This is a genomic window from Curtobacterium sp. 24E2 (assembly GCF_016925595.1).
Lineage (GTDB): Bacteria > Actinomycetota > Actinomycetes > Actinomycetales > Microbacteriaceae > Curtobacterium.
On sequence record NZ_CP068987.1, the window covers coordinates 92197 to 112728 of the forward strand.

The window sequence follows — 20532 nt, forward strand, 5'->3', positions numbered from 1 at the left end:
CAGGCTACGTCAGAAACCGGCCCGGCACGAGGGTGTGCGGGCCGGTTTCGGCGATGTTCACGGGTTCGATGCCCCGCGGTCGGGTCGGATGCCTCAGATGCCGAAGCGGACGATGTGGTAGTCGCTGGTCCAGATGGGACGGATCGACACGGAGCCACCGGGCTTCGGGGCGTCCATGATCATGCCGTTGCCCATGTAGAAGCCGTCGTGCGCCTCGTTGTTGAAGATGACGACGTCGCCGGGCTGCGCCTCGGACTCGGGGATCGTGGTGCCGGCCTGGTCCTGCAGCGGCACGGAGTGCGCGAGGTTGATGCCGTACTGGGCGTAGACGAACATGACGTAGCCCGAGCAGTCGAAGCCGGACGGATCGGCACCGCCGAAGACGTACGGGGTACCGATGTACTGCTTGGCGGTGGCGACCACGGCCGGCAGCGAGAACGGGGTGTCCGCGGCGCTGGAGCTGGCCACGTAGTCGGCGGCGGACGGACCGGTGTACGAGGCGTACTGCTCGGCGGTCTGGGCGCGCGCCGCCTGCGTGGCCGATGCTGCCTGCTCGGCCTGCTCCGCGGTCGCCTCGGCCTGGTCGGCTGCAGCCTGCTTGGCCGCCGCTCGTGCGTCGAGCGTCGCCGTCGAGGTGGCGCCGTAGCCGTCGCGGCTCGTGCCGGCCAGCGCGACGGCGTCGGACACCGAGAACTCCTGGCTCTCGGTCGCGCGGACCTGACGCTGCGCGTTCGCGGCGTCGGTGCTGGTGGAGGGCTGCGCGGCGAAGGCCGGGGCGACGGCCACGGTGCCGAACATGCCGGCCGCGACGGTCAGGACGATGGGCGCGAGGAACTTGCGCTTGCGCGACGACGAGGTCGCCTTGGCTGCGGTCGCCGTGGCTGCGGCCTGTGCGGCTCGACGGCCACCGGGGAGCGGGGCGGAGCGGACCGGGACGACCTTGCGGGTCGGGCGGGTGTCGGCCTGGCGGACGGACCGCCGGGTGAGCGGTGCGTCGGTGGCGTTCTCGGTGTTCGTCGGGTTCGCGGGCGTCTGGTCGTCCGCGGCGGAACCGGTCTGCGTCAAGGGTGTGGTCTCCGGCGTCTCGTCATCACGCTGCCGTGGGTGTCCGACGGCGTGCAACCCCATCCGTTCGTCATCGTTTCCGATCGAGGCAGGAGACGGGTTCGAGACGTCCTGCCACGGGTCTCCGGCTCAGGCGCAGCCGGGGACTCGACGAGTGTACGGGGCCGTCGTTACCTTGTCGAGATGAAACGGGCCGTTTGTAACGAAACGGTTAAGAAGCCCTGGTCAGGGGCAGGAAATCAGTCTCGCTCGATGTACACGTGCTGCGCGACCTCGACGGGAGCTCGATGCCCGAGTCCTCGCCCTCGACGCGGACGGCGACGTAGGCCCCGGCGCGCTGCACGCTCGCCAGACGACCGGGCATGACGCCGGCCGTGCGGAGCTGGTGCAGGAGCTCGGGCTCGAACTGCACGGGCTCGCCCAGACGACGGATGACACCGGTCGCGACGGCGTCGGTGCCCTCGGTCGCGGCGACGATGTTCTGCACGCCGTCGAGGAACCCGGCGGCTGCGGGGCCGCCGATCTCGGCCAGGCCGGGGATCGGGTTGCCGTAGGGCGACTCGGTCGGGTTGCCGAGCATCTCGAGCAGGCGGACCTCGACTTGCTCGCTCATGACGTGTTCCCACCGGCAGGCCTCGTCGTGGACGAACGCCCAGTCGAGTCCGATGACGTCGGCCAGCAGGCGCTCCGCCAGACGGTGCTTGCGCATGACGTGGGTGGCTCGGGAGCGCCCTTCGTCGGTGAGCTCGAGGTGGCGGTCGCCGGAGACGACGACCAGGCCGTCGCGCTCCATGCGGGCGATGGTCTGCGAGACCGTCGGGCCCGAGTGGCCGAGGCGCTCCGAGATGCGAGCGCGCAGCGGAACGATCGCCTCCTCCTCCAAGTCGAGGATGGTGCGAAGGTACATCTCCGTGGTGTCGACGAGATCGGTCACGGTCCGCCTCTCATGTCTGGGCCCAGCGGCCACCACCCTACTTGTTCGGACCGACGAACTCCGACCGACACTTGCACGGGGCAAGAAGAGGGCCGCGGCCGCGGTGGTCCCGGCCTCCCCGTCCGGCCGGTACAGACGCACCAGCACTGGGATCACGCTCGGTAGGATCGGCGCATGGCAGACATCGTCATCCCCGCCGAACTCCTCCCCACCGACGGCCGCTTCGGCTGCGGACCGTCCAAGATCCGCGGCGCGCAGCTCGAGTCCCTCGTGACGCGCGGGGCCACGATCCTCGGCACGTCCCACCGCCAGAAGCCCGTGAAGGACCTGGTCGGCAGCGTCCGCTCCGGGCTCGCCGACCTGTTCGAGGTCCCCGAGGGCTACGAGGTCGTCCTCGGCAACGGCGGTTCGACCGCGTTCTGGGACGCCGCCGCGTTCGGCCTCATCGAGCGCCGTGCCGAGAACCTGTCCTTCGGCGAGTTCGGATCGAAGTTCGCCAAGGCCGCCAGCGCCCCCTGGCTCGAGGCACCGCACGTCGTCGAGGCCCCCGGCGGATCGCTCGCCGCGCTCGAGCCCGTCGACGGCGTCGACGTCTACGCCTACCCCCACAACGAGACCTCGACCGGTGTCATGGCCCCGGTCGTCCGCGCCACCGGTGATGCCGGAGCGCTCACGGTCGTCGACGCCACGAGCGCCGCCGGTGGTGCCGCGTTCGACGTGGACGCCACCGACGTCTACTACTTCGCGCCGCAGAAGAACTTCGCCTCGGACGGCGGCCTGTGGCTCGCGCTGTTCTCCCCTGCCGCGATCGAGCGCATCGAGCGCATCGCAGCGAGCGGTCGGTACATCCCCGAGTTCCTGTCGCTCAAGAACGCCGTCGACAACTCGCGCCTGAACCAGACGCTGAACACCCCGGCGATCTCGACGCTGTTGCTGCTCGACGACCAGGTCCGCTGGATCAACGAGTCCGGCGGCCTGGCCTGGGCGGACACCCGCACGAAGACCTCGTCGTCGACGCTGTACGACTGGGCCGAGTCGGTCGACTACGCGACGCCGTTCGTGACCGACCCCGCAGCCCGCTCGCAGGTCGTCGCCACGATCGACCTCGACGACTCGATCGACGCCAAGGCCGTCGCCGCGACCCTGCGCGCGAACGGCATCGTCGACACCGAGCCGTACCGGAAGCTCGGGCGCAACCAGCTGCGCGTCGCGACGTTCACCGCGATCGACCCGGACGACGTCGCGAAGCTCGTGCAGGCGATCGACTTCACGGTCGACGCCCTGCGCTGACCCGTCCGTCGCGCAGGCCAGCGCCAGCGACGAACACCACGGAAACGACGAAGCACCACGGGATCCCGTGGTGCTTCGTCGTTCTTCGGGTGCGTGTCAGGAGCGGTGGAAGTCCGGGTCGACCTCGCCGGCATCGAGCTGGGCGCCGTCGAGGTCGGCGTCCGGGTCGACGGGCTGCACGCGCTGCGCGCGACGACGGCGGGGCGGCTGCGGCGCTTCGTCGACGTCCTCGTCGTCCGGCTCGGAGGCGTCCGGCTCCGAGGCGTCGGCGAGCGCGTCGACGTCCACACCATCGATGTCGTCGTCGTCCGGTTCGTCGAGGTCGTCCTCGTCCGCTTCGAACTCGGCGTCGTCGTCGTCCTCGTCGTCATCCGACTCGTCGTCGGCTTCGTCGTCGTCCGAGTCGTCGTAGTCGGCGTCCTCGTCGTCGTCCTCATCCGACTCGTCATCGAAGTCGTCGTCGTGCTCGTCGTCGTCGGACTCCTCGTCCGACTCGTGGTCCTGCGCCGCCCGGTACTCGGCCAGTCGCTCGGACCACGGCACCCACTCCGGTGCCACGAGCGAGCCGTCGCCGGGCATCAGCTCGACCTCGAGCACGGTGGGGTCCTCGTCGCCGACCTTCGCGACGCTGACGGTCCAGCGCCAGCCGGGGTAGCCCGGCATGCGGTTCGCGAACAGGACGGAGACGACGCCGTCGCCTTCGTCCACGGTGCCGACGGGCGCGCCGATGCTCGACTCGGGCGTCACCTCGAGCAGCGCGGTCCGCGCCAGGTCGGTGTAGTCAACGGGTACTGCGTCGCTGTCTGTCATGGCGTCACGCCTCCAACTGGTCTGCGACGTGCCGCAGGATGGCGGCGAGTCGATCGCCGTTCTTCGGGTAGCGGCCGTGGCGGAGGTCTCCGCTGATCCGGTCGAGTTCCTTCACCAGGTCCTCGACGATCACGGCCATGTCGTCCGCGGAGCGACGGGTCATCCGGGACAACGACGGCTGCGGGTCGAGGAGCCGCACGGACAGTGCCTGCGACCCCTTCTTGCCCTGCACGACGCCGTACTCGAGCCGGGATCCCGCCTTCACGGTCACGACGCCCTCGGGCAGCGAGGACGCGTGCAGGAACACCTGGTCGCCGTCGTCTCCGGTGATGAAGCCGAAGCCCTTGTCGTCGTCGTAGAACTTGACCTTGCCGGTGGGCATGCGTGGACTCCTCGAGGTCGTGGTACGGCCGTGGTGCGTCGGATATCCTGGGTCGATGGCCAATCCGACCCGATCAACCGGGAACCCGCAGGATTCCGCAGAACCCCCGGTGACGTTCAATCGTACCGAACGCGCTCTGGCGTTCATGGTCGGTGGCATCTTCATCGCTGCGTTCCTCTGCATGGCGGCGATGATCGTCATGTGGCTGACGGTCCCGAGCGCGCAGGGCTCCATGCCGTGGCCGGTGATCATGGCGATCCCGCTCGTCGGCTTCCCGATCGGCATGGTCCTGGTCTTCACGCTCCTCGCCATCACCTGGACGCGCCGCGCACGAGCCAACCGGACGGCTCGCTGACGTCCGCCCCGGACGCTGGCAACGGACGATGACGACCACCGCCGACCTGGCCGCCCGACTCCGGGCGTTGCCGGACGACTCCCTCGAACGACTCGTCGCTGCGCGGAGCCTGCCCCCGGCCGCCCTCGGCGAGACCGGTCCGCAACGGATCACCGACTTCTTCGACCTGGCCGAGGCGCTCCGCACCGACGACGCCGTCGACGCCGCCGTCGAGCACCTGCCCCGCGCCACGATCCTGGCGCTCCGCGACGGCGGGGACGCCGACCGCCTCGGTCCGGCGATCACGCTCGGCCTGGCCGACGAGGACGGCGCCGTCGACGACGCGGTCGCCGCACGCGTGGCCGCCCACCCCGACCTCGTGGCACTGCGATCGACGGGAGGCCCGGATCGCCCCGACCGCGCCACCCACGCCGACGACGTGGCCGGCCAGGACCGCGCGCGCACCACGGGCGCGGAGCAGGCGTTCTCGAGCATGACCGTGCTCGCCGAGCTGCTGCGTGCGGTGGACGCCGGCACCGTCCGCGAGCTCGTCAAGGGCGGCATCGGCACGCCGCTCGCCAAGACCCTGGCCGAGCGCATCGGCACCGACGCCGACGTCGTGCCCGGACGCCTCGCACTGCTCGACCGGGTCGGGTTCGCCGACCCGGGCTCCGGCCGGTGGACGGTCACCGACGCCGGACAGGACTGGCTCGTCGCCGACTGGCCGGACCGCTGGGCGACGTTAGTGTCGGCGTGGGCGGACACGCTCGGCCCCGCGGTGCACGAGGTCCTCGCCCTCGCCGACGACGACCTGCGCGACCTCGTGGCACTCGGCCGTTGGGCGTACCCGGCGGGCTCGCGCTGGCTCGACTCCGTGCTGCTCGACGCGGCCGGCACCGCCGCGTCGCTCGGACTCGCGGTCGACGGCATCGTCACGAGCACCGGCCGAGCACTGTTGGACGGCGACGCCGGGCCCGCGGCGGATGACCTGCCCGGCACCGTCGACCAGGTGTACCTGCAGCACGACCTGACGGTGATCGCCCCCGGTCCCCTCGCGCCGGTCGACGACGCCGCCCTGCGCACGGTCGCCGTGCTCGAGGCACCCGGTCTGGCCGCCCGCTACCGCATCTCCGAGGACACCCTGCGCACGGCGTTCCGTGCCGGGCACTCCCGCGACGACGTCCTGGCGCTGCTCACCCGCCTGTCGTCGACCGGGGTCCCGCAGCCCCTCGCCTACCTGGTCGACCAGGTCGCCGGACGCGACGGCAGCATCGTCGTCGACCGCGGCGAGGGCGGGGTCGGCACCGTGGTGCGCGGCACCGCGGACCAGCTCGACCTGATCGGTGTGGACGTCGAGCTCCGGCAGATGGCGTGGGAGCGCAGCGACCTGACGACGCTCACCACCCGCTACCCGGCGCACGTCGTGCACACCGCGCTCGAGGACCAGCGCTACCCGGCCGTGCTCGCGACCGGGGCCCGCCCCGAGACGCACCACGGGCCTCCCGGTCGGCGCAGTCCCACCGGACGCTCGCCGGAACAGGCGGCGCACGCACTCGTGGAACGGCTCCGCCTGACCACCCAGCGTGGCGACGCGGAACCCGAGCAGGAGTGGCTGGGGCGGCAGATCGACCTGGCCGTGCGCGGTCGCACGCCGATCCGGCTGACGGTGCGGATGCCGGACGGCTCCGAACGGCCGTTCTCGATCATCCCGACCTCGGTCGCCGCCGGACGCGTCCGTGGGCGCGACACCAGCGTCGACGTCGAGCGCACGCTGCCGCTGTCGCTCGTCGTGGCGGTCGAGAGCGACGCCTGAGGTGCACGGTCACCCGAACGCAGGTGACGACGGCTAGGCTGGCAGGTCATGAACGGACCGCTGATCGTGCAGAGCGACCGCACCGTGCTCCTCGAGGTCGCTCACCCCGACGCCGAGGACGCACGCCACGAGCTCGCGGCCTTCGCCGAACTCGAACGCGCCCCTGAGCACGTGCACACCTACCGCATCACCCGCCTCGGCCTGTGGAACGCACGGGCCGCCGGACACGACGCCGAGGCGATGATCGCCACCCTCGAGCGCTTCGCCAAGTTCCCGGTCCCGCAGAGCGTCACCGTGGACATCCGCGACACGGTGTCCCGCTACGGCCGACTCGTCATCCGGCGCGAGGAACGCGAGGACGCCCCGGTCATCGCGAACTCCCCCACCGAGGAACTCGAGCGCCTGCCCGTCCTGCTCCTGACCGCCGAGGACCCGTCCGTGCTGGCCGAGGTCATCCGGTCGAAGCGGATCAAGCCCCTGCTCGGCGACATGCGGAACCCCTCCGAGGTCGAGGCTGCAGCCGTGGGCGCGCGGGCAGATCAAGCAGGAACTCGTGAAGCTCGGCTGGCCGGCCGAGGACCTGGCGGGCTACACACCCGGGCAGCCGCACCCCATCGACCTCGACACGGCCGAGTGGCACATGCGCCCGTACCAGGAGCAGGCCGTCGACACCTTCTTCGCGCAGGGGTCCGGGGTCGTCGTGCTGCCCTGTGGTGCCGGCAAGACCCTGGTCGGTGCCGGGGCGATGGCGACCGTCAAGGCGACCACGCTCATCCTCGTGACGAACACCGTGTCCGCACGGCAGTGGCGCAGCGAGGCTCCTCAAGCGCACGACCCTGCAGCCCGAGGACATCGGCGAGTACTCGGGCAGCGTCAAGGAGATCCGGCCGGTCACGATCGCGACCTACCAGATCCTGACCGCCCGGCGGAAGGGCGAGTACACGCACCTGTCGCTGCTCGACGCCCTCGACTGGGGCCTCATCGTCTACGACGAGGTGCACCTGCTGCCCGCCCCGGTGTTCAAGCTGACCGCTGACCTGCAGGCCCGCCGACGCCTGGGCCTGACCGCGACGCTCGTGCGCGAGGACGGCCGCGAGGGGGACGTGTTCTCGCTCATCGGCCCGAAGCGCTACGACGCCCCGTGGAAGGAGATCGAGGCGCAGGGCTACATCTCCCCAGCCGAGTGCTACGAGGTCCGCATCGACCTGCCGCACCAGGAGCGCCTGGAGTACGCGGCCTCGAGCGACGACGAGCGCTACCGGCTCGCCGCCACGTCGCCCGCGAAGACCCCGGTCGTCCGCGAGGCTCATCGAGAAGCACCGCGGCGAGCAGATCCTGGTGATCGGGCAGTACATCGACCAGCTCGACGAACTGGCGGCGTCGCTCGACGCGGCCGAGATCACGGGTGCGACCCCGGTCGACGAACGTGAGCGGCTGTACGACGCGTTCCGTGCCGGCGAGGTGGACGTGCTCGTCGTGTCGAAGGTCGCGAACTTCTCGATCGACCTGCCCGACGCCACCGTCGCGATCCAGGTCTCCGGGTCGTTCGGGTCACGGCAGGAAGAGGCGCAGCGCCTCGGTCGACTGCTCCGTCCGAACAAGGACGGCCTGCCGGCGTCGTTCTACACGCTCGTCGCGCGGGACACCGTCGACCAGGACTTCGCGCAGAACCGGCAGCGGTTCCTCGCGGAGCAGGGGTACTCCTACACGATCCTGGATGCCGACCAGGTCCAGGCGCCCGTGGGCTGACGTACGCACCGCTCTCAGGAAACCATTAGGGAACGGTCAGAAGATAGGACCATGAGCGATGGCCCCAAGATCCTGATCGTCGACGACGAGCCGAACATCCGCGACCTCCTGACGACCTCGTTGCGCTTCGCCGGGTTCGCCGTCCGTGCCGTCGGCAACGGCGCACAGGCGATCTCGGCCGTGCTCGAGGAAGAACCCGACCTGATCATCCTCGACGTGATGCTCCCCGACATGAACGGCTTCGGCGTCACCAAGCGCCTGCGGTCGTCGGGTTACACCTCGCCGATCCTGTTCCTCACCGCGAAGGACGACACCGAGGACAAGATCACCGGCCTCACCGTCGGCGGCGACGACTACGTCACCAAGCCGTTCTCCCTCGACGAGATCGTCGCCCGCATCAAGGCCATCCTGCGTCGCACCATGAACGACGAGGAAGACGCGATCATCCGCGCCGGCGAGCTCACCATGGACCAGGACACGCACGAGGTCACGATCGGCGACGCGCAGATCGAACTCTCCCCACCGAGTTCAAGCTGCTCCGCTACCTGATGCTCAACCCCAACCGCGTGCTGTCGAAGGCACAGATCCTCGACCACGTGTGGGAGTACGACTTCAACGGCGACGCGGGCATCGTCGAGAGCTACATCTCGTACCTGCGCCGCAAGCTCGACCAGTACTCGGCCGAGCCGATCATCCAGACCAAGCGCGGCTTCGGGTACATGCTGAAGGCCTCCAAGGCCTCGTAGCACCGACCGTTCTTCACGGCGGCCGTCCGGTTTCACCGGGCGGCCGCTGTCTATCGTTGAGGCAGCATGCACACGCGAATGAACCGCTGGTGGGACGGGATCTCCCTGCGCACCAAGATCACCGGGATCACGGTGCTCCTGGTCGCGCTCGGCCTGCTCGTCGCCGGGCTCGGCACCATGACCGTCCTGTCGACGTACCTGATGGCGCAGCTCGACAACAACGTCAAGGGCACCACGGAGCAGCTCGAGGGCCAGAACATCAGCGACGGCGAGCAGTACTGCAAGCTGTCGGTCGTGCTGTCGCAGAGCGCCTACGTCGCCGCGTACGACGCCGACGGCGACCAGATCTGCGAGACGCCGGCGTCCAGCCGACCGGACGTCCGCGAACTCGACTTCTCGACGGCAGCGCAGAACGGTGCGCGCTTCTCGCTCTACGACAGCCAGCACAACCACGAGTGGCGCGCCCAGATCATCCCGGCATCGCTGCAGAACCAGTCCGACGGCTCCACCGAGACCGGCTTCGTGCTCGTCGCGGTGTCGAGCGCCGACACCGACCAGACCATCGCCCGGTTCACCGTCATCTTCCTGGGCTTCGGCATCTCCGTGATCCTGCTCGGCGCCATGCTCACACGGCTGCTCGTCACCGCCACGTTCGACCCGCTGCGCGACGTCGAGGACACCGCCGCGCGCTTCGCCGCCGGGGACTTCAACCAGCGCCTCGAGGCCGACACCCCGAACACCGAGGTCGGGCGCCTGAACCGCTCCCTCAACGTCATGCTCGAGCGCATCGACACCGCGTTCGAGGACCGCCAGCGCACCATCGACCAGATGCGCCGGTTCGTCGGCGACGCCTCGCACGAACTCCGCACCCCGCTGGTGTCCCTGCGCGGGTACGCCGAGCTCTACCGGATGGGCGCCCTCCGCAAGGAAGAAGACGTCGCCCAGGCGATGGAGCGCATCGAGAAAGAGGCGAAGCGGATGGGCCTGCTCGTGCAGGACCTGCTCCAGCTCGCCCGCATCGACGAGTCGAAGCCGCTCGAGCTCGGTCCGGTCGACCTCGTGGCGATCGCCCGTGACTCGGCGCTCGACACCATGGCGTCCAACCCGGACCGCGAGATCCAGGTGCTCGTCGAGGACGCCTTGACGGGCGAGAGCGTGCCCCAGGCCGTGCGGCCGCGCGCGTCGTCGTCGTCGCTCTCGTCGGGGTCGTCGGACTCGTCGGGCTCGTCGTCCGACACGGGCGAGGTCCCCCGGCATCGCCGACGTCGGCGAACACCACCGGCCCCATCGCGTTCTCGCGGCAGACGATCGCGCGGCTGCGTGCTCGGCGGACCCGGGCGATGGACATCGAGGCCGGTGCCGCCCCCACCGACGAGACGACGCCACTGCCCACGGTCGTCATGCCCAAGCGTCCCCCGATCGTGCTGGCGGAGGAGAACAAGATCCGCCAGATCGTGACGAACCTGATGGGCAACGCCATGCGGTTCACCGAGCACGACGACCCGATCGAGATCGGCGTCGGGGTGGATGACGACCGCGGCATGGCCCACATCGACGTCATCGACCACGGTGAGGGGATCCCGGCGCAGCTGCGCGACAAGATCTTCCAGCGGTTCTGGCGAGCCGACACCTCGCGTGCGCGGGACACCGGTGGCTCGGGCCTCGGGCTCGCCATCGTGTCGGGCATCGTCGCGGCACACCACGGCTCGGTCGAGGTCTTCGACACCGAGGGCGGCGGCGCGACCTTCCGCGTCTGGCTGCCGCTGCTGCCCCGCGACTACGCCGCCTGACGGGGTCGCCCGGCCGTCCCGCCCGGTCACAACACCCCGTTCGACGCCGCCGAGCGGTCACGATCTGTCGTCTGTGCGCTCGGCGGACGACAGTTCGTGACCACCCGACGACCGGCTGGCGACGTGTCGTGACCGCGCGACGACCTGTCTCTGTGCGCGGCGATCGCGGCGATCACGCTGACCGCCGACGACTTCTGACCGCTCGGACCTCGAACGCCTGGCGAAGCCGCTCGAACAACACCGCGGGTCGGTGTGCATCCGATGCCGTCGCGTGGATCACGAGCCAGTCGTTCACCACGAACCCGTTGTCCCTCCGCTGATCGTGTCGGAAGGTGTCGCGCTCGCGGTGGTGGTCGCCGTCGTACTCCAACGCGATGCCGAACTCCGACCACGCCATGTCGACGCGGCCGAGGAACTTCCCCGTACCGTCGTGCACGTCGACGTTCAGCTCCGGCTCGGGGAACCCCGCATCGATGACTGCCAGGCGGAGCCACGTCTCCCGAGGGGACTCCGCGCCGGGCCGGACGAGGTCCAGCGCACGCCGAGCAGCGACCGCGAAGCGTGTTCCGGGTCGGATCGACGCACGGAGGTCGTCCGCCGTCGCCAGCCCGGCGGGTCCGACGAGGTGGTCCCCGATCGCGACCAGGGCGTCACGCTGGAGCACGCCGGCGCACTCGAACCACATCTGTGCGGGGACGCTGACCAGGAACCCGCGGTGTTCGACGGTCCTTGGTCGGTCGAGACGGTGTGCGGCCACCCCGGGCCGCCGCATCCGGTACCCGTCCCGCGTGGTCGAGACGTGCACCGGGCCGACCGAGCGCACCGACTGCGGCAGTGGCGCGCCCCAGATCTCGGCGGCAGTCGTGTGACTGAAGAACTGGTCGGGACGCATGACCAGCGCGACGGCGTCGATGAAGTCCGACGAGTCGATCGGGGCACGCACACCGTGGACCGGGGCTGCCAGGTCGGCACGTCGAAGTCGTTCCCGATCGATGCCGTGCTCCACCGCATCGGCCACGCGGAAGGTGGAACGGTCGAACGGAGCAGGAAGGCGGCGGGCAGCTGGCATGCCGTCATGGTCGTTGTGGGGCACTCGAGCCGACCTCGCGCGCACGGAACCTGTGGAGAACGAGGTGAGCCGGGCCTCCTGTGCGGGAGAGACGACCCAAGACACCCGCAAGCCGCACGCAGGAGCCGGCTAGGACTCCCCGCTGCGGCGCCGCCGAGCGGTCACGACGTGTCGACTGGAACGGGCCGAACCGACGGTTTGTGACCGCTCGGCGAACTAGAGCGGGGTGTTGTGACCTCCCGCCGCACGCGCCCGCCCCACGCGCAAGCCCCCGCCGCACGCACAAGACCACACCCCCGCACGCGGAAGGGCCCGCACGCGCAGCGTGCGGGGCCCTTCGAACAGGACTGCCTAGAAGTCCATGCCACCCGTCGGGTCGCCGGCCGGAGCGGCCGCGGCACGCTCGGGCTTGTCGGCGACGACGACCTCGGTCGTCAGGAACAGACCGGCGATCGACGCAGCGTTCTGCAGCGCCGAACGCGTGACCTTGGCCGGGTCGATGATGCCCGCGGCGATGAGGTCGACGTACTCGCCGGTCGCGGCGTTGAGGCCCCAACCCGACTCGAGCTCGCGCACCTTGGCGGCGACGACACCCGGCTCGAGACCGGCGTTCAGCGCGATCTGCTTGAGCGGCGCGTCGATCGCGACGCGGACGATGTTCGCACCGGTCGCCTCGTCACCCTCGAGCTCGAGGGCCTCGAGCGCGACGGCACCGGCCTGGATGAGGGCGACGCCACCACCGGCGACGATGCCCTCTTCGACGGCAGCCTTCGCGTTGCGGACGGCGTCCTCGATGCGGTGCTTGCGCTCCTTGAGCTCGACCTCGGTCGCGGCACCCGCCTTGATGACGGCGACGCCACCGGCGAGCTTCGCGAGGCGCTCCTGGAGCTTCTCGCGGTCGTAATCGGAGTCGGTCGCCTCGATCTCGGAGCGGATCTGGCGGACACGGCCGGCGATCTGCTCGGCGTCGCCGGCACCCTCGACGATCGTGGTCTCGTCCTTGGTGATGACGACCTTGCGGGCACGACCGAGCAGGTCGAGCGTCGCGTTCTCGAGCTTGAGGCCGACCTCTTCCGAGATGACCTGGCCACCGGTCAGGATCGCGATGTCCTGCAGCATGGCCTTGCGGCGGTCACCGAAGCCCGGGGCCTTGACGGCGACGGACTTGAAGATGCCGCGGATCTTGTTCACGACGAGCGTTGCCAGGGCCTCGCCGTCGACGTCCTCGGCGATGATCAGGAGCTGCTTGCCCGCCTGGATCACCTTGTCGACGACCGGCAGGAGGTCCTTGATGTTCGAGATCTTCGAGTTGACGATCAGGATGTAGGCGTCCTCGAAGACGGCTTCCTGACGCTCGGGGTCGGTGACGAAGTACTGCGACAGGTAGCCCTTGTCGAAGCGCATGCCCTCGGTCAGCTCGAGCTCGGTGCCGAAGGTGTTCGACTCCTCGACGGTGACGACACCTTCCTTGCCGACCTTGTCGATGGCCTCGGCGATGAGCGCGCCGATGGTCGGGTCCGCAGCCGAGATCGACGCGGTCGCGGCGATCTGGTCCTTGGTCTCGATGTCCTTCGCGTTGGCGAGGAGCTGGTCGGAGACGGCGGAGACGGCCTTCTCGATGCCGCGCTTGAGCGACACGGGGTCGGCGCCGGCGGCGACGTTGCGGAGGCCCTCGCGGACGAGTGCCTGGGCGAGGACGGTCGCGGTGGTCGTACCGTCACCGGCGACGTCGTCGGTCTTCTTGGCGACCTCCTTGACGAGCTCCGCACCGATCTTCTCGTACGGGTCGTCGAGCTCGATCTCCTTGGCGATGGAGACACCGTCGTTCGTGATCGTGGGGGCGCCCCACTTCTTCTCGAGGACGACGTTGCGGCCGCGCGGGCCGAGCGTCACCTTCACGGCGTCGGCCAGCTGGTTCAGGCCGCGCTCGAGGCCACGGCGGGCCTCCTCGTCGAAAGCAATGATCTTAGCCATGTGAGTTCTCGTCCCTCCCGGACGTCGTGGGGTCGTGCTGGCACTCAACGTGAGCGAGTGCCAACGCCGATTCTGGCACTCGACCGGTGCGAGTGCAACACGATCGGGAGGCTCGTCACGTCTTCCCAGGACACGCCCCGCAAACAGCACACCTCGACCACCGCCACGGGCCGCCCGCCATGCACGTCACGCTGCACGGACCGCGCACGACGAACGCGCCGCCCCTGACGGGACGGCGCGTTCGCGATGAGTGTCGTGCGTTCAGGCCGGTCGGACTGCCTCCGCCTGCGGGCCCTTCGACCCGGTGCCGACGTCGAACACCACTGCCTGGCCCTCCTCGAGGACCTTGTAACCCGACATGTCGATGGCCGAGTAGTGCACGAACACGTCCTGGCCTCCTCCATCGACGGTGATGAAGCCGAAGCCCTTTTCAGCGTTGAACCACTTCACGGTTCCGTTGGCCATGATCTCTTGCTCCCTGGTACTGCTGTGCGAACGACGTGTTCGTCGTCTGCAAGGGACTCTGCTCGAAGCGCGCCGATCAGGCAAGAGGTGTGACGTCGTTTCACGTCGATTCCGTCAGAAATCAACGTGCCCGAAACACGACCGTCACAAAGGCGGGCGGAAAGCGCCCGCGGAATGCGGATCAGCCGGTGTAGTCGGCTCCGAGCACGACGCTCACGTCGGCGTTCGGGAACGCCGTCGACTGCTGCACGGCGGTCACCCCGAGCTGCTTCGCGATGCCCTGGGCGACTGCTGCCTGTGCGGCCTGCTGGTAGTACACGATCGTCGAGGTCGACCCGGTCGTGCCGGCGTCCCCGGTCGAGGCGACTCCCCAGCCGGCACCGGTCAGCGCCGCACTGGCCCGGGCAGCGAGGCCGGAGGTGGTCGTGCCGTTCAGGACGACGACGGTGGTCGTGCCCTGCTGTGCCGGCGTCGCAGCGGCAGCGCCGGAGTCGGCACCCGACCCGGCCGACGACGACGCCGAGGGGTTCGAGGTGGCGGACGCGGACGGCTTCGATGTGGCAGACGAGGTCGACGACGCCGAGGGCGAGTCCGACCCGCTGAACGAGTAGCTGCCGTTGAGCAGCGCGAGGGCGAGCACGCCGATGCCGACGAGCACGCCGGTCGCGAGTGCCGCCCAGGCGAAGACGATCCAGCCACGGCCGCGGCGCTGGGCACCGCGGTGTGCGCCGACCCGGGGCCGTCGGCGACGTCGTCGAACCGGTCACGGGGGAATCTGGTGCTCATCGTTCCTCTTCACGTCCTTCGGGAGCTGCTCCGGGCGCGACGAAGCTGCGCGAGGCCCGGGCGCTGGTGCGCGCATGTCGGAGCCGCTGCAGCCTGGTGACGAGCTGCGGGTCGTACGCGAGTGCCGCCGGCGAGTCGATCACGCGGTTGAGCACCTGGTAGTAGCGCGCCGCCGACATCTCGAACTCGACCCGGATCTCCGCTTCCTTCGTGCGGTCGTGCCGTGCCCGGTCGTGCTCGAACGACAGCACGTGCTTGGCGAGCTCACTGAGTTCGCCAGCGGTGCGCTGCTCGTCGGTGGGGCTGGTCACGGCGGTTCCGATCACGTATCGGGGAACGGGTCTCGCACATCGTAGGGGCCGAGCGCATCCGGACCCTGGCACGGCGCTGGACTGTCGCGAACACCGGTCACAGGTTCGGGTCGCGGAGCCAGCGCACGTGCGTGCCGAACGGGTCCGAGACGGCGACCGCGGTGCCGTCGATCGAGGCCGTGGCGAAGGCGTCCTGATCTGCGGGGTCGACGTCCTCGGGCAGCGTCGCCGCCACACCACGCAGGATCCCGGTGCGCTCGAGTGCGATCCAGTGCACGCCGCGCTCGCGGACGCGGTCCACGAACCGCTGACGCTCGGCGCCCGGCACGTAGACCAGGGTGCCGGTGGTCAGCACGACCGGCTCCACGTCGTCCGGCAGGGCGTCCAGTGCACGGTCGAGGTCACCCGGCAGCGTGCCCCGGATCCGGACGGGAGGCACGGCGAGCGTCGCGCGCGCCGCCTCGCGCATCAGGGCGATCCGGTCCAGGGCCTCCGGTGGGACCGCGTGCACCAGACGGTCGAACGCGCCCGGTGCGGCGAGGTCGATCGGGTTCGGGTCGAGGGCGATCCGCGCGCCGATCCGGATCGGCCTGCTCGCCGGAGCCGGAAGGACCCCGGAGACTTCTGCGACGAGACGGACCGCGGGTTCGTCGACCGCCGTGTGCATCCGGACGAGCTCGGTGCGCACCCCGCCGTGGTCGTCGCGCCCCGAGGAGTCGGGGCGCGACGACAGCTCCGGGGCGCGATCCGCCGGCACCCGGGACTCCGACGTCCGGTGGTCGAGCGTGACCCGGTCCGGGATCGAGCAGAGCCCGGCGGCGGCGCCCGCGTCCACCAGCCCGAGCGGCCGCGAGGCCCGCTCGGCGAGCGCCGCGAACAGCGGGACGACGGGACCGAGCCGCCGCGGGTCGTTGGCCTGCACCGTGGCGGAGGCGAGCGCTGCGACCAGGGCGGGGCGGGCCTCCCGACCGATCGCGCGCAGCGCACCGGGGTCCGACGGATCCGCGCCGAGCCGCCGCGCGACCGCGAAGAGCAGTTCCGGCTGCCGCTGCTGCTCGGCCACCTCGTCGAGGAGCGCGACCAACCCGGGGTCGAGTGACCGCGCCCAGGCGGCGTAGGACGGGGACACGGCCTCGATGCGGTCGGCGTAGGCGGCGTAGCGGCCGAGGGTGTCCATCAGCGCCCCGGGCGGTGCATGCCGACGTGCCGGATGCCGGCTTCGTCGTAGGGTGCCCCGAACCGGACGAAGCCGTGGCGTTCGTAGAGCGCGGCGACGTACTCCTGGGCGTGCAGGACGACGGGTTCGTGCCCGTGGGCCGCGAGCACGGCGGCGACGAGCCGGCCGGCGATGCCCTGCCCACGGTGGTCGGGGTGCGTCGCGACCCGGCCGATCACCCAGGACGGCGGCGGTGCGTCCGCCGGGTGTTCCTCGTCGGCAGCCGGTCGGATCAGGCGCAGGTACCCAACCGCTCCGGCGTCCGTACCGAACCACCAGTGCTCGGTCTCGGGCTCGCGGTCACGGCCGTCGAAGTCCTCGGCCGTCACCCGTTGTTCGAGTGCGAAGACGCGGTTCCGGAGCACCACGATGCCGTACAGTTCGTCCGTCGTCAGACGGGTCCAGCGGGCGTGGTGCACGGAATGCTCGGACATCGTCGCGAGTTTACTGAAGTGGTCGGGAGTGCCCGGAAGAACCCGACCGGAAGCAGGAGGAAACAATGGCATACAACGTCGACAAGTCCGACGCCCAGTGGCGCGAGGAGCTCTCCCCGGACCAGTACGCCGTCCTGCGTCAGGCGGGGACCGAACGGCCGTGGACCGGTGAACTCCTCGATGAGGAGCGTGCCGGCGTCTACACCTGTGCGGCCTGCGGCGCGGAGCTGTTCAAGAGTGGCACGAAGTTCGACTCCGGCTGCGGCTGGCCGTCGTTCTACGAGTCGGTGAACCCCGACGCCGTCCAGCTGATCGACGACAAGTCGCTCGGCATGGTGCGCACCGAGGTCCGTTGCGCGAACTGCGGTTCGCACCTGGGCCACGTGTTCCCCGACGGCTTCGGCACCCCCACCGGCGACCGGTACTGCATGAACTCGATCTCGCTGAACTTCTCGGAGAAGCCGGCCGAGTGAGACCCCGACGCCCTCACCGGTAGGATGAGCGGCGTCAGCCGGCATGGCGCAATTGGTAGCGCACCGTACTTGTAATACGGGGGTTGCGGGTTCAAGTCCCGCTGCCGGCCCCACAACCGCCGTCCGGCGGAGCGATGCCCCGGGTGATCACTCACCCGGGGCAACGGCGCATGTGGAACACGGATCAGGGAGTGTTCCCGGCGCTGGACACGGTAACCAGCCGGTCGTGCGACGAGGATGACACCTCACCGAACCGTGCGTCCACACCCGGACCCCACATCCGCGCGAATCCGCACGAACGTGCACGGATCTTCAGCGTCCGCCGGTGATCTTGCGCTCCCGCTGGGCGACGCCGGCGGTGCCGTACGGGTAGTCGTCGATGCGCGGCGCGCTGGCGTCGGTGAGCTGCGTGAGCTCCGCATCGGTCAGCACGAGGTCGGCCGCACCGAGGTTGTCCTCGAGCTGGGACACCGTCCGGGCGCCGAGGATCACGCTCGTCACCGCCGGCCGGGCGAGCAGCCAGGCGAGGGCGACCTGCGACCGCGAGGCGCCGTGCGCGTCGGCGACCGCGGACACCGCGTCGAGGACGGCCCAGGTGCGCTCGTCACCGTTCCGCGCTTCCCAGGCCTCCATGCCGCGTGCCGGGTTCTCGCCGAGGCGGGTGGAGCCGGTGGGTGCTTCGTCGCGCTGGTACTTGCCGGACAGCCAGCCGCCGGCCAGGGGCGACCAGGGCAGCAGGCCGATCCCGGCGTCGAGGCTGGCGGGCACGATCTCGTGCTCGATGTCGCGGACGAGCAGGTTGTACTGCGGCTGCAGGGTGACCGGCGGGGCCCAACCGTGCGCCTTCGCCTCGTACACGGCCTTCGTGATCTGGTAGCCGAGGTAGTTCGAGAAGCCGTACGAGCCGATCTTGCCGGCGGAGACCGCGTCGTCGAGGAACCGGAGCGTCTCCTCGATCGGCGTCAGGGCGTCCCAGGCGTGCATCTGGTACAGGTCGATGTGCTCGACGCCGAGGCGCTCGAGCGAGGCGTCGAGGGCGACCCGGAGGTGCCGGCGCGACAGGCCGACGTCGTTCGGGCCGTCGCCCTGCGGGAAGCGGCCCTTGGTGGCAAGCACGACCTGCTGCGCCTCGGTGGGGTGTGCCGCGAGCCAGCGGCCGATGATCCGCTCGGACTCGTTGCCCGAGTAGACGTCGGCCGTGTCGATGAGGGTGCCGCCGGCCGCGACGAACGTGTCGATGATGGTGTGGGAGGTGGGTTCGTCGGCTTCGCTGCCGAACGTCATGGTGCCGAGGGTCAGCGTCGACACCGATGTCCCGCTGTTGCCGAGGAGTCTGTATTCCATGGCGGGGACGGTACGCGCGACGGCCTTCGTCAACGAGGACCTGGCAGTACCCGTCAGCGCGACGCGGACAGGCGTCAGCCCCGCAGGAACGCCAGTGCGGCCTCGCGGAACGCCCGCGACGTCGGTGCGTTGAAGTGGTTCCGCCCCGGGATCTCGAAGAACGACGCGTCCGGGGCCGCCTGCGCCAACCGCACGGCACTGTCGCGGATGCCGTCCTCGCTGCCGGCGGCCATCAGGATCGGCTGCGCGGGGGCGTTGTCGGGCGTCGGCTCGATGCTGTTCCGCATCCCCTCGACCATCGCCACGAGCGCCGCGAGGTCGTTCCCCTCGACGTTCGCCGCCATGGTCAGGTAGCCGTTGGTCACGCGGTCCTCGATCGGTGTGCCGTCCGCCAGGTACGCCTTGGCCTGGTCGACCCGCACGCGGCGCATCGGGTCGGCGTCGGGGATCCCACCGAACACCGCGCGGGTGATGCGGTCCGGCAGCCGTTCGGCGGTGTGCCAGCCGACGCGTGCGCCGAGCGAGTACCCGAGGAACGCGACCTCGTCGAGCAGGTGGGTGTCGATGACGGTCGTGACGTCCGCCACCAGCAGGTCCATCGAGTACGCACCGGGATCGCGCGGCTTCGCGCTCGCGCCGTGCCCGCGCTGGTCGAACGCCAGCACGCGGTACCCGGCGCGGACGAGGTCGCGGGTCCAGCCGGAGGCGTGCCAGTTCAGCACCGCACCGGAGGCGAACCCGTGCACCGCGACGACCGCAGGGGCGTCGGGATCGCCGAAGTCGTAGGTCGCGATCCGGAGGCCGTCGGGCGACATCACGATGCGGGGACGGGGCGCTTCGGGGACGAGTGACATGTCCCCTCCAGGGTACCGGGGCACTGTGGTCGTCATGGACGGCTACGGCGGTGACCAGATCCGGGCGGCAGAGCGGCCGCACCTCGACGCGGGTGAGCCCCTCATGCAACGAGCGGCCGACGGCCTGGCCCGCATCGTCGGCGACCTGCTCGACGATCCGGCCGTCCGGCCGGGCGACGGACCGGGGTCCGTCCTGCTGCTGGTGGGCAGTGGCGACAACGGTGGCGACGCCCTGTTCGCGGGTGCGCGGCTGGCAGCGGCCGGGAGGCACGTGGCGGTCCTGCGCGTCGGCTCACGTGTCCACGAGGCGGGCCTGGCAGCGGCGCTGGACGCCGGGGTGCGCCTCCTTGATGATCCTGCGGGACCCGAGGCTGCGGTGACGGACGCGGCACTCGACGCCGACCTGGTGCTCGACGCGATCCTCGGGATCGGGGTGCGGGGGCCTGCGGCCCTCCGCTCCCCGCCCGCGAGGTCGTCGACGCCATCCGTGAGCTCGCCCGCGACCAGCGCGCACCGTTCGTCGTCGCCGTCGACGTGCCGAGCGGCATCGACGTCGACACCGGCGGGATCGCGGACGACCACGTCCTGCACGCCGACGTCACGGTCACGTTCGGCGGGGTGAAGGCCGGGTTGCTGACCGGGCCGGCCGCCACCCTCGCGGGACGGATCGAGCTGGTGGACGTCGGGATCGGC

Annotated in this window: 21 protein-coding genes, 1 tRNA gene and 4 pseudogenes; 13 read left to right on the forward strand and 13 right to left on the reverse strand. The window is 70.5% G+C overall.

The features are described from left to right. Positions 1-93 precede the first annotated feature (93 nt). Together JN350_RS19985 and JN350_RS00455 are read right to left on the reverse strand one after the other, a co-directional pair. Complete coding sequence (locus JN350_RS19985) at positions 94-1128, reverse strand: C40 family peptidase (protein ID WP_205463204.1); 1035 nt, start codon at positions 1126-1128, stop codon at positions 94-96. A gap of 176 nt (positions 1129-1304) precedes the next feature. After that, positions 1305-1999, reverse strand: a pseudogene (locus JN350_RS00455) (metal-dependent transcriptional regulator). A 174-nt stretch (positions 2000-2173) separates the two neighbouring features. Between JN350_RS00455 and serC the strand changes: the two are divergent. Next, on the forward strand, positions 2174-3289 hold the full coding sequence (gene serC, locus JN350_RS00460) for a phosphoserine transaminase (RefSeq protein WP_205463205.1): 1116 nt from the start codon (positions 2174-2176) through the stop codon (positions 3287-3289). A gap of 96 nt (positions 3290-3385) precedes the next feature. Here the strand turns inward: serC and JN350_RS00465 are convergent, their stop codons facing one another. Together JN350_RS00465 and JN350_RS00470 are read right to left on the reverse strand one after the other, a co-directional pair. Next, positions 3386-4099 (reverse strand): DUF3027 domain-containing protein, encoded by a 714-nt coding sequence (locus JN350_RS00465; protein ID WP_205463206.1) that lies wholly within the window; start codon positions 4097-4099, stop codon positions 3386-3388. A gap of 4 nt (positions 4100-4103) precedes the next feature. Then, the gene (locus JN350_RS00470; protein WP_131846066.1) at positions 4104-4481 is read right to left on the reverse strand and encodes a cold-shock protein; all 378 of its coding nucleotides are present in this window, start codon (positions 4479-4481) and stop codon (positions 4104-4106) included. A gap of 109 nt (positions 4482-4590) precedes the next feature. Here JN350_RS00470 and JN350_RS00475 point away from each other — a divergent pair, with 109 nt between their 5' ends. From JN350_RS00475 to JN350_RS20405, 8 genes and pseudogenes are all read left to right on the forward strand, one after another. Beyond that, complete coding sequence (locus tag JN350_RS00475) at positions 4591-4836, forward strand: hypothetical protein (RefSeq protein ID WP_123340886.1); 246 nt, start codon at positions 4591-4593, stop codon at positions 4834-4836. Positions 4837-4864: 28 nt separating this feature from the next. Then, positions 4865-6628: a helicase-associated domain-containing protein gene (locus JN350_RS00480; RefSeq protein WP_205463207.1), complete on the forward strand. Its 1764-nt coding sequence runs from the start codon at positions 4865-4867 to the stop codon at positions 6626-6628. 48 nt (positions 6629-6676) lie between these two features. Next, positions 6677-7546: a helicase-associated domain-containing protein gene (locus JN350_RS20390; protein WP_461963386.1), complete on the forward strand. Its 870-nt coding sequence runs from the start codon at positions 6677-6679 to the stop codon at positions 7544-7546. Then, positions 7540-8058 carry a DEAD/DEAH box helicase gene (locus JN350_RS20395; protein WP_461964335.1) on the forward strand — a complete coding sequence of 173 codons (519 nt, stop codon included), beginning with the start codon at positions 7540-7542 and terminating at the stop codon, positions 8056-8058. Before JN350_RS20390 ends, JN350_RS20395 begins: the two co-directional genes overlap by 7 nt. Then, positions 7967-8377, forward strand: a complete 411-nt coding sequence (locus JN350_RS20400) for a helicase-related protein (RefSeq protein WP_461963387.1) — start codon at positions 7967-7969, stop codon at positions 8375-8377. Before JN350_RS20395 ends, JN350_RS20400 begins: the two co-directional genes overlap by 92 nt. Positions 8378-8428: 51 nt before the next feature. Further along, positions 8429-9123 (forward strand): annotated as a pseudogene (locus JN350_RS00490) (response regulator transcription factor). Positions 9124-9189: 66 nt separating this feature from the next. Next, positions 9190-10581, forward strand: a complete 1392-nt coding sequence (locus JN350_RS00495; protein WP_205463208.1) for a sensor histidine kinase — start codon at positions 9190-9192, stop codon at positions 10579-10581. Then, on the forward strand, positions 10524-10913 hold the full coding sequence (locus JN350_RS20405) for a sensor histidine kinase (RefSeq protein WP_461963389.1): 390 nt from the start codon (positions 10524-10526) through the stop codon (positions 10911-10913). The genes JN350_RS00495 and JN350_RS20405 overlap by 58 nt, the downstream gene beginning before the upstream one ends. Positions 10914-11085: 172 nt before the next feature. On the opposite strand, the gene JN350_RS00505 is transcribed toward JN350_RS20405, so the two are convergent. The 7 genes from JN350_RS00505 to JN350_RS00535 form a co-directional block, all read right to left on the reverse strand. After that, positions 11086-11982: a hypothetical protein gene (locus JN350_RS00505; protein WP_205463210.1), complete on the reverse strand. Its 897-nt coding sequence runs from the start codon at positions 11980-11982 to the stop codon at positions 11086-11088. Between the two features lie 351 nt (positions 11983-12333). Then, on the reverse strand, positions 12334-13956 hold the full coding sequence (gene groL, locus JN350_RS00510; protein ID WP_123312014.1) for a chaperonin GroEL: 1623 nt from the start codon (positions 13954-13956) through the stop codon (positions 12334-12336). A 261-nt stretch (positions 13957-14217) separates the two neighbouring features. Continuing rightward, a complete protein-coding gene (locus JN350_RS00515) occupies positions 14218-14421 on the reverse strand; it encodes a cold-shock protein (RefSeq protein ID WP_111085222.1) in 204 nt (67 codons plus the stop codon). 181 nt (positions 14422-14602) lie between these two features. Continuing rightward, positions 14603-15079 carry a LytR C-terminal domain-containing protein gene (locus JN350_RS00520; protein ID WP_205463211.1) on the reverse strand — a complete coding sequence of 159 codons (477 nt, stop codon included), beginning with the start codon at positions 15077-15079 and terminating at the stop codon, positions 14603-14605. A 124-nt stretch (positions 15080-15203) separates the two neighbouring features. Next, entirely contained in the window at positions 15204-15518 is a 315-nt protein-coding gene (locus tag JN350_RS00525; protein ID WP_240347450.1) for a DUF3263 domain-containing protein, read from the reverse strand. 97 nt (positions 15519-15615) lie between these two features. Then, positions 15616-16695 (reverse strand): DUF2332 family protein, encoded by a 1080-nt coding sequence (locus JN350_RS00530; RefSeq protein ID WP_205463213.1) that lies wholly within the window; start codon positions 16693-16695, stop codon positions 15616-15618. After that, a complete protein-coding gene (locus JN350_RS00535; protein ID WP_205463214.1) occupies positions 16695-17168 on the reverse strand; it encodes a GNAT family N-acetyltransferase in 474 nt (157 codons plus the stop codon). Before JN350_RS00535 ends, JN350_RS00530 begins: the two co-directional genes overlap by 1 nt. A gap of 65 nt (positions 17169-17233) precedes the next feature. Here JN350_RS00535 and msrB point away from each other — a divergent pair, with 65 nt between their 5' ends. Next, complete coding sequence (msrB, locus tag JN350_RS00540) at positions 17234-17641, forward strand: peptide-methionine (R)-S-oxide reductase MsrB (RefSeq protein ID WP_205463215.1); 408 nt, start codon at positions 17234-17236, stop codon at positions 17639-17641. 37 nt (positions 17642-17678) lie between these two features. After that, positions 17679-17754 (forward strand) — tRNA-Thr (locus tag JN350_RS00545). 199 nt (positions 17755-17953) lie between these two features. Here the strand turns inward: JN350_RS00545 and JN350_RS00550 are convergent. Together JN350_RS00550 and JN350_RS00555 are read right to left on the reverse strand one after the other, a co-directional pair. Then, complete coding sequence (locus JN350_RS00550; RefSeq protein ID WP_205463216.1) at positions 17954-18985, reverse strand: aldo/keto reductase; 1032 nt, start codon at positions 18983-18985, stop codon at positions 17954-17956. A gap of 74 nt (positions 18986-19059) precedes the next feature. Continuing rightward, positions 19060-19839 carry an alpha/beta fold hydrolase gene (locus JN350_RS00555; protein WP_205463217.1) on the reverse strand — a complete coding sequence of 260 codons (780 nt, stop codon included), beginning with the start codon at positions 19837-19839 and terminating at the stop codon, positions 19060-19062. Between the two features lie 103 nt (positions 19840-19942). Here JN350_RS00555 and JN350_RS19990 point away from each other — a divergent pair. Continuing rightward, positions 19943-20224: pseudogene (locus JN350_RS19990) on the forward strand (NAD(P)H-hydrate epimerase); the annotation flags it as partial. A 98-nt stretch (positions 20225-20322) separates the two neighbouring features. Beyond that, a pseudogene (locus JN350_RS19995) lies at positions 20323-20409 on the forward strand (hypothetical protein); the annotation flags it as partial. Between the last annotated feature and the right edge of the window lie 123 nt (positions 20410-20532).

Coding starts and splice junctions, on each gene's coding strand:
- JN350_RS19985 (WP_205463204.1), bottom strand. CDS start 1,128: ATGGGGTTGCACGCCGTCGGACACCCACGGCAGCGTGATGACGAGACG.
- serC (WP_205463205.1), top strand. CDS start 2,174: ATGGCAGACATCGTCATCCCCGCCGAACTCCTCCCCACCGACGGCCGC.
- JN350_RS00465 (WP_205463206.1), bottom strand. CDS start 4,099: ATGACAGACAGCGACGCAGTACCCGTTGACTACACCGACCTGGCGCGG.
- JN350_RS00470 (WP_131846066.1), bottom strand. CDS start 4,481: ATGCCCACCGGCAAGGTCAAGTTCTACGACGACGACAAGGGCTTCGGC.
- JN350_RS00480 (WP_205463207.1), top strand. CDS start 4,865: ATGACGACCACCGCCGACCTGGCCGCCCGACTCCGGGCGTTGCCGGAC.
- JN350_RS20390 (WP_461963386.1), top strand. CDS start 6,677: ATGAACGGACCGCTGATCGTGCAGAGCGACCGCACCGTGCTCCTCGAG.
- JN350_RS00495 (WP_205463208.1), top strand. CDS start 9,190: ATGCACACGCGAATGAACCGCTGGTGGGACGGGATCTCCCTGCGCACC.
- JN350_RS20405 (WP_461963389.1), top strand. CDS start 10,524: ATGCCCAAGCGTCCCCCGATCGTGCTGGCGGAGGAGAACAAGATCCGC.
- JN350_RS00505 (WP_205463210.1), bottom strand. CDS start 11,982: ATGCCAGCTGCCCGCCGCCTTCCTGCTCCGTTCGACCGTTCCACCTTC.
- groL (WP_123312014.1), bottom strand. CDS start 13,956: ATGGCTAAGATCATTGCTTTCGACGAGGAGGCCCGCCGTGGCCTCGAG.
- JN350_RS00515 (WP_111085222.1), bottom strand. CDS start 14,421: ATGGCCAACGGAACCGTGAAGTGGTTCAACGCTGAAAAGGGCTTCGGC.
- JN350_RS00530 (WP_205463213.1), bottom strand. CDS start 16,695: ATGGACACCCTCGGCCGCTACGCCGCCTACGCCGACCGCATCGAGGCC.
- JN350_RS00535 (WP_205463214.1), bottom strand. CDS start 17,168: ATGTCCGAGCATTCCGTGCACCACGCCCGCTGGACCCGTCTGACGACG.
- msrB (WP_205463215.1), top strand. CDS start 17,234: ATGGCATACAACGTCGACAAGTCCGACGCCCAGTGGCGCGAGGAGCTC.
- JN350_RS00550 (WP_205463216.1), bottom strand. CDS start 18,985: ATGGAATACAGACTCCTCGGCAACAGCGGGACATCGGTGTCGACGCTG.
- JN350_RS00555 (WP_205463217.1), bottom strand. CDS start 19,839: ATGTCACTCGTCCCCGAAGCGCCCCGTCCCCGCATCGTGATGTCGCCC.